We start from the raw sequence: 13749 nt of genomic DNA on the forward strand, positions 1-13749 counted from the left end.
TTAACCACAAGGGGTCCGGACGCGTAGGGTCGGCGCCGTGAGTGTGCCCCGGCCCGGCAGCGTGACGATCGCCGACGTCGCCCGCGAGGCGGGCGTGTCGACCGCGACCGTGTCCAACGCGCTCAACGCGACCGGCCGGGCCTCCGAGGCCACCCGGCGCCGGGTCCGCGAGGCCGCCGCCCGGCTCGGCTACCGGCCCAACCCGGCGGGGCGGGCATTGCGCACCGGCCGGGCCGGCGCGATCGGCCTTGCCGTGACGACCTACGGCGCGGTCGCCTGGGACGTCGCGTCGGTGTCCTACTACGCCCAGGCCATCGCGGCGGCGACCTCGGTGGCCCACCAGCACGGCTACGCCCTGGTGCTGCTCCCGGCCGGGCTCGACGCCGACGGCTGGTGGGACGTCCAGGTCGACGGCGTCGTGCTCATGGACTCACCCGAGGACGACCCGGCGGTCGCGGTGCTGCGCGAGCGGCGCATCCCGGTCGCCTTCGACGGGCGCCCGGACCAGCCGCACGCGCGCGACTCCTGGGTCGACAACGACCACGAGCAGGCGATCGCGATGGTGCTCGACCACCTCGCCGCCCAGGGCGCGACCCGGGTCGCGCTGCTGGCCGGGGACAGCTCCGACGCCTACACCCGTGCCTGTGTGGCGGCCTACACCGCTCGTGTTGCGCAGCCCCGGATCGGCTGCATCTCCCACGACGACCCGGAGGGCCGCCGGGCGGCCCGAGCGCTGCTCGAGGGCGGCGCCGACGCGGTGCACGGGATCTTCGACGGCTGCGGCCGGGGCGTGCTCGCCGCCGCGCGCGAGCTGGGCCTGCGGGTGCCGGACGACGTCCTGGTCGTCACGGCGAGCGAGGACCCGGCGTACGCGTGGACGGCGCCGCCGGTCACCACGCTCTCGCTGCTACCGGTCGAGGCCGCGACCCGCGCGGTGACCGCGCTCGTCGGCGCGATCGAGACGGGCGAGGGCACCGCCGAGGCGGACCTCCCGGTCCGCCTCGACGTGCGCGCCTCGACTCAGCCCTTGCGGTAGGGGACGCCGTCGGCGGCCGGCGCCCGCGAGGCACCGACCAGACCGGCGACCGCGACGATCGTGACCACGTAGGGCAGCATCAGCATGAACTGGCTGGGCACCGGCGAGCCGAGCACCGACAGCACGCCCGACAGGTTCGAGGCGAAGCCGAAGAGCAGCGCCGCCAGCGTCGCGCGGACCGGGTCCCAGCGGCCGAAGATGACGGCGGCGAGCGCGATGTAGCCCGCGCCGTCGGTCATCTCCTGGCCGAACTGCGGCACCGAGACCAGCGTGTACGTCGCCCCGCCCGCGCCCGCGATCAGGCCGGCGATGAGCAGCGTGGTGTAGCGGGTCCGGTTGACCTTGATGCCCACCGTGTCGGCGGCCTTGGGGTGCTCGCCGACGGCGCGCACGCGCAGGCCCCACTTGGTGCGGTAGAGCGCCCAGGCGACGACCACCACGGCGGCGTACATGAGGTAGACGAGGATCGTCTGGCGGAAGAGCACCGGACCGATCACCGGCAGGTCGCCGAGCACGGGGATCGGGAGCCGCGAGAAGTGCTCGGGGGCGTTGAGCTTGGTCGGGTTGTCGGCGAGCACCTGGCTGAACAGGAAGCTCGTCAGGCCGATCACCAGCACGTTGAGCACGACGCCGACGATGACCTGGTCGACGAAGTAGTTGATCGCGAAGAAGCCCAGCACCAGCGCGACCAGGGCGCCGGCGAGCATCGCCGCGACCAGGCCGCCCCAGGGCGAGCCGACGATGGTGCCGAACATGGCGGCCGCGAAGGCGCCGAACAGCAGCTGGCCGTCGATGGCGATGTTGACCACGCCGGCCCGCTCGCCGAGGACGCCGCCGAGCGCGCCGAACACCAGCGGCACGGCGAGCGCGATCGAGCCGCCCAGCAGGCCCACGACCGGGACGGTCTGGCCGGCCGCGGCCCAGGCCAGGAAGCCGGTCATCGCGAGCACCGAGAAGATCGCGATCAGCCACAGCGGCGTACGGCGTCCGCGGCTCACCAGGAAGGCCGAGACCGCCGTGCAGACGGCGAGCAGGGCCACGACCGCGGCGACCGTGCCGGTCGACGGGACCGTGATCTCGGGCAGGTCGAAGAAGTCGGTGTCGGTGGCGAGCCGGAAGCCGGTGTCGCCCGAGCGGGCCTTGAGCACGATGAGCAGGGCGACCGCGACGGTCACCACGCCCAGCAGGATCGGCGCCTTGAGCAGCGTCCGGAGGGGCAGCGCGGTCGGCTCGGCCGCGGCCGGGACCGGAGCGTCGATGGTGGTGCTCATGCCGTCGCCTCCTTCGGCAGGCGGAAGATAGCTCGCACCAACGGGGGAGCGGCGATGAAGAGGACGATCAGGGACTGGATGACCAGGACGATCTCGACCGGGATGCCCTCGGCGGCGGCCATCGAGAAGCCTCCGGCCTTGAGGGCGCCGAACAGCAGGCCGGCGGCCAGGATGCCCAGAGGTCGGGAACGGCCGAGCAGGGCGACGGTGATGGCGTCGAAGCCGATGCCGGCGTCCATGTCGACGGTGACGCCGCTGGTCGCCGTACCGAGGATCTGGTTGACGCCGGCCAGGCCGACGAGACCGCCGGCGATGAGCATCACCGTGATGTAGGTGCGTCCCACGTTGATGCCGGAGGCCCGGGCGGCGTCGGGGTTCTCGCCGACGGCGCGGAAGCGGAAGCCGAGCGCGGACTTGTTGAGCAGCCACCAGGTGAAGCCGACCGCGACGAGCGCGATGACGAAGCCGAGGTGCAGGCTGAACCGGTCGCCGAGCAGCTTGGGCAGGATGACCGACTCGGGCATCGGCTTGGACTTGGGGTTGAGCGAGCCGGGCGCCTGGAGCAGGCCCTGCTTGGAGAGCACGTAGAAGACCAGGTAGTAGCCGACGTAGTTGAGCATGATCGTGACGATCACCTCGTGGGCGCCGCTCTGGGCCTTGAGGAAGCCCGCGATGCCGGCCCACAGGGCGCCGGCCAGGGCGCCGGCGACGACGGCCAGCGGCAGGTGCACGGCCATCGGCAGGTCCATGCCCACGCCGACCCAGCCGGCGGCGGTGCCGGCGAGCAGCATCTGGCCGCGGCCACCGATGTTGAACATGCCGGCGCGGAACGCCAGGCCCACGCCGAGGCCGGCCAGGATCAGCGGCGCGGCGAACTTGAGGGTCTCGGTGAGCGGCCGGATCCGGAGCTCGAAGCCCTCGACGTTGGTGTTGTAGATCGCCCCCCGGAACAGCGCGGTGTAGGCGTCGGTGATCGAGGTGCCCACCGCGTTGAAGAAGTCGCCGGGGCGCGAGCCGATGTAGGACAGCGTGTCGCGCACGTTCTGGTCGGTGAGCAGGATCATCAGCGAGCCGATGACCATCGCCAGGAAGACCGACAGCACGGCGACCAGGGCGTTGCCGGTGGCGATCTCGCGCAGGACGCCGTCGAAGCGGCCCCGCTCGCGCGGCGAGCGGCTCTCGGAGGCCTCTGCGACCTCGGGCGCCTCGGGGGTGGCCTCGGGGTTCTCGGGTTGCTGGGGGTTCTCGGGCTGCTCGGGGTTCTCGGGGTTCTCGGCCACGGGCTGGTTCTCGTCGTTCGTGCTCACTCGCCGATCCCTTCGGGTCGTTCGCCGGCCATCATCAGGCCGAGGGTCTCGCGCGGGGTGTCCGCCGGGACGATGCCGACGATCTGGCCGCGGTAGAGGACCATGATCCGGTCCGAGAGGGCGACGATCTCGTCCAGCTCGGTCGAGACCAGCAGCACCGGGACGCCGGTGTCGCGGGTGGCGACGACTTGTTTGTGGATGAACTCGATGGAGCCGACGTCGACGCCGCGGGTCGGCTGGGCGGCGACCAGGAGGCGCAGGTCGCGGGAGAGCTCGCGGGCGACGACGACCTTCTGCTGGTTGCCGCCGGAGAGCTGGCTGGCCTTGGCCTGGATGCCGGAGGCGCGTACGTCGTACTCGACGAGCTTCTCCTGGGCGAACTTGTCGAGGAAACCGCGGCGCACGGTGCCGGCCGCGACGAACGGCGCGCCGTGGCTGCGGTTGAGCATGAGGTTCTCGGCGATCGTGAAGCCGCCGACCAGGCCGTCGACCTGGCGGTCCTCGGGGACGAAGCCCACGCCGGCGTCGAGGACCTTGCGGACCGAGCGGCCGACCAGCTCGACGCCGTCGAGAGTGATCGAGCCGTGCACGTGGCTCTGGAGGCCCAGGATCGCCTCGGTCAGCTCGGTCTGGCCGTTGCCCTGGACGCCGGCGACGCCGAGCACCTCGCCGCGGGCGATCGCGAAGCTGAGCCCGTCGACGTGGACGTGGCCGGTGTCGTCGGTGACGCGCAGGTCGCGCACGACGAGCGCGTCGGGGCCGGGCTGGGCCGGCTCCTTGTGCACGGTCAGCTCGACCGGGCGGCCGACCATGAGCGCGGCCAGCTCGGCGTTGGACGCGGTGGGGGAGGCCTCGCCGACGACGGCACCGCGCCGGATCACGGTGATCCGGTCGGCGATCGCGCGGACCTCGCGCAGCTTGTGGCTGATGAAGACGATGGCGGTGCCCGACTCGCGGAGCTGGCGCATGATCTCCATGAGCTCGTCGGTCTCCTGGGGCGTCAGCACGGCCGTCGGCTCGTCGAAGACCAGGACCCGGGCGTCGCGGGAGAGCGCCTTGATGATCTCGACGCGCTGCTGCACGCCCACGGGGAGGTGCTCGACGAGCGCGTCGGGGTCGACCTCGAACCCGAAGCGCTCGGAGATCTCGCGCACCCGGCGGCGGGCGGCGTCGAGGTCGAGGGTCCCGGCGAAGCCGGTCGCCTCGTTGCCGAGCATGACGTTCTCGGCGACGGTGAAGACGGGGACCAGCATGAAGTGCTGGTGAACCATGCCGATGCCGGCGGCCATGGCATCGCCGGGGCCGGACATCTTCAGCGGCTCCCCGTCGAGGAGGATCTCGCCCTCGTCGGCCTGGTAGAGGCCGTAGAGGACGTTCATCAGCGTGGACTTGCCCGCGCCGTTCTCGCCCAGGAGGGCGTGGATCTCGCCGGCGTTGACCGTCAGCGAGATGCGGTCGTTGGCGACCAGGGGACCGAAGCGCTTGGTGATGCCTCGAAGCTCGAGCGTCATGGTGGCGATCCTCTCCGAGGAGACGTGTGCGATGCCAGGGATGGGGATGGTACGCGCCCGGGGAACGCAGTCCGGGGGAGGTCGGCGCCAGGCCGACCTCCCCCGGGCGCTGCGTCGCCGCAGGTGGGGTGCTTACTTGGTGAGGTAGGAGCTCACCGGGATGCTGCCGTCGATGATGCCCGCCTTGACGGTGTCGAGCTCACCCTGCAGGTCCGGGCTGATCTTGCTCTCGAAGTTGTGGAACGGCGCGATGCCGACTCCGTCGTTCTCGAGCGTCCCGATGTAGGCCTCGGGGTCGAAGTTGCCCTTGCCCGCCGCCACGACGGCCTCGATGGTCGAGGTCTTCATGTTCTTGAGGATCGAGGTGAAGATGACGTTGCGGGTGTTGGGGTCGGTCTCGTAGAAGTCCGCGTCGACGCCGACCATCGCGATGTCCTTGCCGGAGTCCTTGATCGCGGTGAGCGCGCCCTGGTAGATCGGGCCGCCGACCGGCAGGATCACGTCGGCGTTCTGGTCGAGGATCTGCTTGGCGGTGTTGGTCGCCTTCTCGTTGGCGTCGAAGCCACCGGTGAAGACGCCCTTGTCGTTGCCCTCCCAGCCGACGAGCTTGACGCCCTTGCCCTTCTCCTTGTTGTAGTAGTCGATGCCCTGCTTGAAGCCGTCCATGAAGATGGTGACGGTCGGGAAGGGCTGACCACCGTAGGTGCCGACGACCTTGGTCTTGGTGTAGTCCGCCGCCGCGTAGCCGGCCAGGAACGCCGCCTGCGCGGTGTTGTAGAGGATCGGCTTGATGTTGTCGGCGTCCTTCTTGCCGTCGAAGTCGTTGTCCGCCGCGTCGTCGATCAGGATGTACTCGATCTTCGGGTTGGCCTTGGCCGACTCGACGGTGGCCGCGGAGAGCGCGAAGCCGACCGTGACGATCGCGTCGCAGCCCTGGTTGACGAACTGGTCGAGAGCCGGCGCGTAGTCGTTCTCGTTCTTGGACTCGAACTCCTTGTAGTCGCTGTTGAGCTCCTTGGCCGCCTCCTTCACGCCCTCGTAGCTCAGCTGGTTGAACGACTTGTCGTCGAAGCCACCGGCGTCGGACAGGATGCAGGGAAGGAAGTCGCTCTTCTTGTCGGCGCTCTTCTCGGGGGCGTCGCCACAAGCGGTCAGCGCCGCGCTCGCCATGATCGCCAGGGCCGCGACGGCCGACGTCCTCTTCCAGGTCTTCACAGATGTCCTCCAGGTCGACGCCCGGCAACGTGGCAGGGCAAAGGGGGTGTGCTGATACTCCGAAGGTGCATCCTGGCTCACCAGGCGCTCCGCGGGAAGCGCATTCGTCGAAACGGTTACCAACTTGGGACATTTATCGTCCCGGCAGGCCGTGGCGCAAGATCCTCGCGCGCTGAGGCGTCGTGGCCTACGGTGGCGGCGTGGTGGACTGGGACTCCCTGAAGCAGGCCGCGATCGACATCGCGGCGCGCGCCTACGCGCCGTACTCCGGCTACCGGGTGGGCGCGGCCGCGCTCGCCGACGACGGCCGCCTCGTCGTGGGCTGCAACGTCGAGAACGCCGCCTACGGCGTCACGCTGTGCGCTGAGTGCGGCCTGGTCTCCAGCCTGCACGCCAGCGGGGGCGGGCGGCTGACCCACTTCGTGTGCGTCAACGGCGTCGGCGACGTGATCATGCCGTGCGGCCGCTGCCGCCAGCTGCTCTGGGAGAACGGCGGCGCCGGGCTCGAGGTGCTCACGCCCCAGGGCGTGCTCGGGATGGACGCGGTCCTGCCGCAGGCGTTCGGTCCCGACGACCTGAGCGTGGTCCAAGGCGCGGCTCAGGGCGCGACTCAGGGCGAGTAGCGCCAGGCCAGCGTCAGGTAGACGCCGTAGCCGGCGCTGATCGCGGTCAGCACGCTCAGCACGACCACCAGCACCGTGCGGCGCGCGGCCGCGAGCCCCGCCGCCACCGGCAGGAGCAGCGGGAACGCGGGCAGGAGCAGGCGCGCCTTGGCGTGGTAGTAGCCGGCGCCGAAGAAGGTCAGCGCGACGACGATCCCGGCGAAGACCACGAGCGGCCACGGCACCTGGTCGGTGGCGAGCACGACGAGCAGGCCGATCGCTACCAGCACCACCGCCGCGGTGACGTAGTAGGCGAGCGCGCCCTGCTGGGTGAGCAGGTCGCGGGTGGTGGTGAGCGTGAAGCCGCCGGCGTCGTACGACATCTTCCAGGCGTCGTTCTGGACCCGGAAGTAGGCGTCGGCGCTGCCCAGGCGCTGCCCGACCCAGGCGATGTAGCCCAGCAGGCCCAGCGGGGCCAGCGCGCCGGCGACCCAGGGCCGCCAGCCGTCCTCGCGGCGCACGACGGCGACGAGGGCACACAGGCCGACCGTGGCGACCAGCGCGGCCGCGGTCGGGCGGGTCAGCCCGGCGAGGAGGCACAGCGCGCCGGCGGCGACCCAGCTCCGGCGCAGCAGCGCCCAGAGGGTCCACGCGGCGAGGCCGGTGAACAGCGGCTCGGTGTAGCCCATCGACAGCACCACGCCGTGGGGGAGGACCGCCCACAGGCCGGCCAGCAGCACGCCCGTACGACGGCCCCGCACGTGCGCGCCGACGGCGTAGATCCCGGCGGCCGCGCCGATGCCGCACAGCCAGGCGACCACGATCCCGGCCGTCCCCGCGCCGCCGGGCAGCACCGGGTCGACCACGGCGACCAGGCCGGGGAAGAGGGGGAAGAACGCGAGGTTCGTCGGCAGCAGGCTGCCGTCGGCGGCGAGCGGGATCGCCGTGTCGTAGCCGCGGGTGACCACGCCGGCGTACCAGCTGGCGTCGGAGCGGCCGAGGATCCGGAGGAGCGACGCGTCGCGGTCCGCGGCGAAGACCGCCAGGACGGCCACGCACAGGCCGCGCAGGGCCACGAACAGCCCGATCGCCCCCAGCAACCCGCGGCGGTCGAGAGGTGCGGACCGGAGCATGGGCCGGACCCTACCTGCGGCCGACTAGGGTGCGTGCATGACAGTCGGCAACCACGACGCCGTCGAGGTGATCCTCACCAAGCGCGACGGCCACACACTCTCCACCAGCCAGATCGACTGGATGGTGGACCGCTACACCCAGGGCGCGGTGGCCGACGAGCAGATGTCCTCCCTCCTGATGGCGATCCTGCTCAACGGCATGGACCGTCGCGAGATCGCGGACTGGACCGCGGCGATGATCGCCTCGGGCGTCCGGATGGACTTCTCCTCGCTCAGCCGGCCCACCGCCGACAAGCACTCCACCGGCGGCGTCGGTGACAAGATCACGCTGCCGCTGGCTCCGCTGGTCGCGGCGTGCGGGGTCGCCGTACCGCAGCTGTCGGGGCGGGGCCTGGGCCACACCGGCGGCACCCTCGACAAGCTCGAGTCGATCCCCGGCTGGCGAGCGCTGCTCTCCAACGACGAGATGATGGCCCAGCTCGAGTCCGTCGGCGCCGTGATCTGCGCGGCCGGCGACGGCCTGGCGCCGGCCGACAAGAAGCTCTACGCCCTGCGCGACGTGACCGGCACCGTCGAGGCGATCCCCCTGATCGCCTCGTCGATCATGAGCAAGAAGATCGCCGAGGGCACCGGCGCGCTCGTCCTCGACGTCAAGGTCGGCAGCGGCGCCTTCATGAAGGACGTCGACAAGGCGCGCGAGCTCGCCGAGGTGATGGTCGCGCTCGGCACCGACGCCGGCGTCCGCACGGTCGCGCTCCTCACCGACATGCAGACCCCGCTGGGCTACACCGCCGGCAACGCGATCGAGGTCGCCGAGTCGGTCGAGGTGCTGGCCGGCGGCGGTCCCGCCGATGTCGTCGAGCTGACCCTGGCCCTGGCCCGCGAGATGCTCGCCGGAGCCGGCCGCGACGACATCGACCCGGCCGCCAAGCTCGCCGACGGCTCCGCCATGGACGCCTGGCGCGCGATGATCTCCGCCCAGGGCGGCGACCCCTCCGCCCCGCTGCCCGTGGCGCGCGAGCAGCACGTCGTCACCGCCCCGTCCGACGGCGTCCTCACCCGCCTCGACGCCCTGTCCGTCGGCGTCGCCGCCTGGCGCCTCGGCGCCGGACGCGAGCGCAAGGAGGACCCGGTGCAGGCCGGCGCCGGCGTCGTCTGGCACGCCCGCCCCGGTGACCCGGTCACCGCCGGCCAGCCGCTCTTCACCCTCCACACCGACACCCCGGAGCGCTTCGAGCGGGCCCTGGCCTCGCTCGAGGGCGGCTACGACATCGCCGCCCCCGGGACGTCGTACACGCCGAGCCCGCTCGTCATCGACCGGGTCAGCTGACCCCGCGAAGGGGCACGAACCGGCGGGCGAAGGAGCACGAACCGGCGGCCGAGGTTTCGTCGTACGACGTCTCGGGCGCCGGTTCGCGTCACTTGGCCCGACGGAACGCGCTCCTTCGCCCGCCGGAACGTGCTACTTCGGCGGGGTTAGCGGCCGCGGTCGTAGGCCATGAGGGCGACGCCGAGGGCGAGGAAGGAGTCGGGGGAGGTGAGGTCGATGCCGAGGACCTCCTCGATCCGGGCGAGCTGCTTGTAGACGGCGGGGCGGCTGCGGTGGGCGCTGTCGGCGAGGCGGGTCTTGTTGCCTCCGGCGGCGATGTACTGGCGGAGCAGGCCGACCAGGTCGGTGCCGCGGGCGCCGTCGTGGGCGAGGAGGGGGCCGAGCTCGGCCTCGGTGAAGGCCTGGACCCGGGGGTCGTCGTGCAGCAGGGCGACGAGGCCGTGGAGGCGGACGTCGGTGTTGCGGAACCACCGGCGTCCCGGACGGCGCAGGGCCGCGGCGACCTCGGCGACGTGTCCGGCGAGGGCGAGCGACGCCCCCGCCGTCAGTACGCCGGCCGCGAGGTCGCCGACACCGACCACCAGGTCCTCCGACAGCGGCGCCGTCAGCCGGTCGAGCAGCTGCTCGGGATCGGCCCGGCCGACGGCCGCGAGCACGCCGACCTGGTCCAGCCGCAGGCTGCCGACCAGGGCGGGGCAGTGGGCGCGGGCAGCAGCCTCGACGACCTGCTCGACGACCCGGCGGGTGCGGTCGTGGCGCGCGACCGGGTCCTCGGTGGGGGAGCCGACCCGGTGCACCACCAGCGGCAGGTACGCCGTCGCCTCGGGCAGTCCGAGCGCGCCCGCGCGCGCCGCGGCCTCGGTCTCCGCAGCGATCCGGCCCAGGGACAGCTCGGTGAGCAGGCCGCCGTGGGCCGAGGTGACCAGGCCGGCCCGGTCCCGCTCGGCCATCCGGCCGAGCTCGAGAGCCTGGGCGGCGCGTTCGAGGACCATGGTGAGCAGGTCCGGCTCCGCCCCCGGATGAGGTACGACGAGCCGCGCCCACGTGCCGCTCTGCCCGCCGACCGGCGCGGTGAGCCACCCCTCGGGCCCGCTCACTCCGGTGTCGGGCAGCGACGCCGCCTGGCGCGAGCGCTCCTCCCAGCGGGCGAGCAGGCTCGCGGCGGGGCGCCCGCGCGCGGCGTAGGCCAGCACCCGGCGGGACAGGTCCTCGAGGACCACCGAGAGCCCGCACAGGTCGGCGGCCGCGGTGACGATGCGGGGTGCGTCGGCGCGCTCGAGGCTGAGCGCGGTGAACGTCTCGTGGGTCGAGCGGGCGAACTCCACGAAGGCGTACTGCTCGGCGACGATCGCGCGGTGCACCTCCTCGGTGATGTCGAGGAAGCGGACCTCGGCGTGCAGCGCGATCAGCGGCAGGTCGGCCGCCCGGGCCGCCGCCACCGCCGCCTCCGGTACGACGGGCAGCCCGGCGCTCAGCTCGACGACCAGGCCCGCGGCGTCGGCGCGGACCAGGCCGTCGACGAACGCGGCGGCACCGCCGCCGCTCAGCGGCAGCCCGGTGGACAGGATGAGCTCGCCGCCGGTGAGCAGCCCGGACAGGTCCGCGATCTCGACCACGTGCACCCAGCGGACGCCGCGGTCGAGCCGGTCCCGTCCGGCGAGCACCTCGGGTCGGCCCTGCTGCACGGCGGGGGAGGCGACGATCGTGCGCAGGCTGGGCAGCATGGTGACGGAGTGTAACGACGGGCTCCGAGATCGTGACAGGTCGTACCTAGGCACGACGTGCCACTCTTGGCAAAGGTGAGCGGGTGCCACCATCCGCGCCCGGAACCGTCTTCTCCCGCACCCCGGCACCGCGCGCCGCGGTCGACCACGCGCTCGCGCAGGTCCGCGACGCCTGCTTCTGGTTGGAGGACGTGCCCGGCCGGGTCCCCTACCCGGCGCTGAGCGGCGCGGCCGACACCGACCTGCTCGTCGTGGGCGGCGGCTACTGCGGCCTGTGGACGGCGCTCGTCGCCAAGCAGCGCGAGCCCGGCCGCCGGGTGGTGCTCATCGAGGCCGAGCAGGTCGGCTGGGCGGCGTCGGGCCGCAACGGCGGCTTCTGCGCGGCCAGCATCACCCACGGCGAGGAGAACGGGCGCAGCCGCTGGCCCGACGAGTACGACGAGCTCGAGCGGCTCGGCCTGGCCAACCTCGACGCGATCGAGGCGACGGTGCGCGACCTCGGCATCGACTGCGACTACGAGCGCACCGGCGAGCTGGACGTCGCGATCGAGCCCCACCAGGTCGCTGAGCTGCGCGAGAGCGGCGCCGAGGTGATCGAGGCCGACGCGCTGCGCCGGATGGTCGACAGCCCGACGTACCTGGCCGGCGTGCTCGACCCGGACGTCGCGATGGTGCACCCGGCCAAGCTCGCCGTCGAGCTGGCCCGGGTCGCGAGCGACCTCGGCGTCGAGATCTTCGAGCACACCCGCGCCACGGGCATCGACGGCGGCGGGCGCAGCGGTCCGGTCCGGGTGCGCACGCCCCGCGGCACGATCTCCGCGCAGCGCGTGGCGCTGGCGACCAACGTCTTCCCGAGCCTGCTGGCGCGCTACCGGATGCACACGGTGCCGGTCTACGACTACGCGCTCATGACCGAGCCGCTCACCGCCGACCAGCTGGCATCGGTCGGCTGGGAGGGCCGGCAGGGCATCGGCGACATGGCCAACCAGTTCCACTACTACCGGATCAGCCGGGACAACCGGATCCTCTGGGGCGGCTACGACGCGATCTACCACTACGGCCGCAAGGTGCGCCCCGAGTACGAGCACCGGCCGGAGACCTACCGCCGCCTGGCCGAGCACTTCCTGACGACCTTCCCCCAGCTGGAGGGGCTGCGCTTCAGCCACCAGTGGGCCGGTGCGATCGACACCTCCACCCGGTTCTGCGCGTTCTTCGGGCTGGCGATGGGCGGCCGGGTCGCGCACGCGGCCGGCTTCACCGGCCTCGGCGTCGGCGCCACCCGGTTCGCCGCCGAGGTGATGCTCGACCGCCTCGCCGGGCTCGACACCGAGCGGACGCGGCTCGCGATGGTACGCCGCGCGCCGATGCCGTTCCCGCCCGAGCCGATCGCCTCGATCGGCATCCAGGCGACCCGGTGGTCGCTCGACCGGGCCGACCACCGCGGCGGCCGCCGCAACGCATGGCTCCGCTCGCTCGACGCACTGGGACTGGGGTTCGACTCATGACCGTCACCACCGAGACCGTCGCCCCTACGGGCGCGACGGTGCCCGTCATCTCGCTGCGCGGCATCGTCAAGGAGTTCGGCACGCAGCGCGCGGTCGACGGCCTCGACCTCGACATCGCGCAGGGGGAGTTCCTCTCGCTGCTCGGCCCGTCGGGCTGCGGCAAGACCACGCTGCTGCGGATGATCGGCGGCTTCGAGGAGCCCGACGCGGGGGAGATCCTGCTGTCCGGCTCGTCGGTCGTCGGCGTGCCGCCGCACCGTCGTACGGTCAACACGGTCTTCCAGGCCTACGCGCTGTTCCCGCACATGAGCGTCGCCCAGAACGTCGCCTACGGCCTGCGTCAGCGCCGTACGCCGCGCGCCGAGATCGCCGGCCGGGTCAAGGAGGCGCTGCGCCTGGTGCGGATGGAGGAGTTCGCGCACCGCCCGCCCCGCAAGCTCTCCGGCGGCCAGCAGCAGCGCGTCGCGATCGCGCGCGCCATCGTCAACCGGCCCGATGTGCTGCTCCTCGACGAGCCGCTCTCGGCGCTCGACCGGCAGCTGCGCGAGCGGATGCAGGTCGAGCTCAAGCTGCTGCAACGTGAAGTCGGCATCACCTTCGTGTTCGTCACCCACGACCAGGGCGAGGCGCTGGTGATGAGCGACCGGATCGTCGTCATGAAGTCCGGGCGGATCGAGCAGGTCGGTACGCCGCAGGAGGTCTACGAGCGGCCCGGCAGCGCGTTCGTCGCGTCGTTCATCGGCACCCAGAACTTCGCCGACGCCACGCTGCGCGAGGGCGGGGTCGTGGCGAGCGAGGCGACCCGGTTCGCGCCGCCCGCGGCCGCCCTGGCGTCGTACGCCGTGGGGGACGGGCTGCGCGTCGCCCTGCGCGCCGAGGCGGTCCGGGTGAGTGCCGGGGAGCCGGACCAGCCGGCCAACAAGATCGCCGGCCGGCTCGTGGGCACGTCCTTCCTCGGCGGCGAGATCCAGTACGTCGTGATCGGCGCCGACGGCAAGGAGGTGTTCGCCCGGACCCCGGTCCGCGACGCCGCCGACGTCAGCGTCGGCGACCCGGTCTGGTGCTCGTGGGCGCCCGACTCCGTGCTCGTCTTCCCCGCCGGGGAGGACCGTTGA

At 72.5% G+C, this 13749-nt stretch carries 11 protein-coding genes; 5 read left to right on the top strand and 6 right to left on the bottom strand.

All coding sequences use genetic code 11. The annotated features are described in order from the left end of the window. Positions 1-37: 37 nt before the first annotated feature. Positions 38-1036: a LacI family DNA-binding transcriptional regulator gene (locus M0M48_RS01600; RefSeq protein ID WP_257754131.1), complete on the top strand. Its 999-nt coding sequence runs from the start codon at positions 38-40 to the stop codon at positions 1034-1036. Here M0M48_RS01600 and M0M48_RS01605 read toward each other — a convergent pair. The 4 genes from M0M48_RS01605 to M0M48_RS01620 all read right to left on the bottom strand — a co-directional run bounded on the left by M0M48_RS01605 (position 1021) and on the right by M0M48_RS01620 (position 6340). Further along, positions 1021-2307: an ABC transporter permease gene (locus M0M48_RS01605; protein ID WP_215816547.1), complete on the bottom strand. Its 1287-nt coding sequence runs from the start codon at positions 2305-2307 to the stop codon at positions 1021-1023. The genes M0M48_RS01600 and M0M48_RS01605 overlap by 16 nt on opposite strands. Then, the gene (locus tag M0M48_RS01610) at positions 2304-3614 is read right to left on the bottom strand and encodes an ABC transporter permease (protein ID WP_257754132.1); all 1311 of its coding nucleotides are present in this window, start codon (positions 3612-3614) and stop codon (positions 2304-2306) included. The genes M0M48_RS01605 and M0M48_RS01610 overlap by 4 nt, the downstream gene beginning before the upstream one ends. Beyond that, the gene (locus tag M0M48_RS01615; protein ID WP_215816545.1) at positions 3611-5125 is read right to left on the bottom strand and encodes an ABC transporter ATP-binding protein; all 1515 of its coding nucleotides are present in this window, start codon (positions 5123-5125) and stop codon (positions 3611-3613) included. Before M0M48_RS01615 ends, M0M48_RS01610 begins: the two co-directional genes overlap by 4 nt. 132 nt (positions 5126-5257) lie before the next feature. Then, on the bottom strand, positions 5258-6340 hold the full coding sequence (locus M0M48_RS01620) for a BMP family lipoprotein (protein WP_257754133.1): 1083 nt from the start codon (positions 6338-6340) through the stop codon (positions 5258-5260). A 200-nt stretch (positions 6341-6540) separates the two neighbouring features. Between M0M48_RS01620 and M0M48_RS01625 the strand changes: the two genes are divergently transcribed. Further along, positions 6541-6963 (top strand): cytidine deaminase, encoded by a 423-nt coding sequence (locus M0M48_RS01625; RefSeq protein ID WP_257754134.1) that lies wholly within the window; start codon positions 6541-6543, stop codon positions 6961-6963. Here M0M48_RS01625 and M0M48_RS01630 read toward each other — a convergent pair. Next, positions 6951-8075 carry a glycosyltransferase family 39 protein gene (locus M0M48_RS01630; protein ID WP_257754135.1) on the bottom strand — a complete coding sequence of 375 codons (1125 nt, stop codon included), beginning with the start codon at positions 8073-8075 and terminating at the stop codon, positions 6951-6953. The genes M0M48_RS01625 and M0M48_RS01630 overlap by 13 nt on opposite strands. Before the next feature lie 37 nt (positions 8076-8112). On the opposite strand from M0M48_RS01630, the gene M0M48_RS01635 reads away from it, so the two are divergent. After that, positions 8113-9405, top strand: coding sequence for a thymidine phosphorylase (locus M0M48_RS01635; RefSeq protein ID WP_215816542.1), 1293 nt, complete (start codon positions 8113-8115; stop codon positions 9403-9405). A 146-nt stretch (positions 9406-9551) separates the two neighbouring features. On the opposite strand, the gene M0M48_RS01640 is transcribed toward M0M48_RS01635, so the two are convergent. After that, positions 9552-11129, bottom strand: coding sequence for a PucR family transcriptional regulator (locus M0M48_RS01640; protein ID WP_257754136.1), 1578 nt, complete (start codon positions 11127-11129; stop codon positions 9552-9554). An 83-nt stretch (positions 11130-11212) separates the two neighbouring features. Here M0M48_RS01640 and M0M48_RS01645 point away from each other — a divergent pair, with 83 nt between their 5' ends. Both M0M48_RS01645 and M0M48_RS01650 read left to right on the top strand, forming a co-directional pair. Beyond that, the gene (locus M0M48_RS01645) at positions 11213-12634 is read left to right on the top strand and encodes an NAD(P)/FAD-dependent oxidoreductase (protein ID WP_257754137.1); all 1422 of its coding nucleotides are present in this window, start codon (positions 11213-11215) and stop codon (positions 12632-12634) included. Next, positions 12631-13749 carry an ABC transporter ATP-binding protein gene (locus tag M0M48_RS01650; protein ID WP_257754138.1) on the top strand — a complete coding sequence of 373 codons (1119 nt, stop codon included), beginning with the start codon at positions 12631-12633 and terminating at the stop codon, positions 13747-13749. Before M0M48_RS01645 ends, M0M48_RS01650 begins: the two co-directional genes overlap by 4 nt.

The sequence above is a fragment of the Pimelobacter simplex genome, from assembly GCF_024662235.1.
Taxonomy (GTDB): domain Bacteria; phylum Actinomycetota; class Actinomycetes; order Propionibacteriales; family Nocardioidaceae; genus Nocardioides.

Coding starts and splice junctions, on each gene's coding strand:
- M0M48_RS01650 (WP_257754138.1), top strand. CDS start 12,631: ATGACCGTCACCACCGAGACCGTCGCCCCTACGGGCGCGACGGTGCCC.
- M0M48_RS01635 (WP_215816542.1), top strand. CDS start 8,113: ATGACAGTCGGCAACCACGACGCCGTCGAGGTGATCCTCACCAAGCGC.
- M0M48_RS01640 (WP_257754136.1), bottom strand. CDS start 11,129: ATGCTGCCCAGCCTGCGCACGATCGTCGCCTCCCCCGCCGTGCAGCAG.
- M0M48_RS01630 (WP_257754135.1), bottom strand. CDS start 8,075: ATGCTCCGGTCCGCACCTCTCGACCGCCGCGGGTTGCTGGGGGCGATC.
- M0M48_RS01615 (WP_215816545.1), bottom strand. CDS start 5,125: ATGACGCTCGAGCTTCGAGGCATCACCAAGCGCTTCGGTCCCCTGGTC.
- M0M48_RS01605 (WP_215816547.1), bottom strand. CDS start 2,307: ATGAGCACCACCATCGACGCTCCGGTCCCGGCCGCGGCCGAGCCGACC.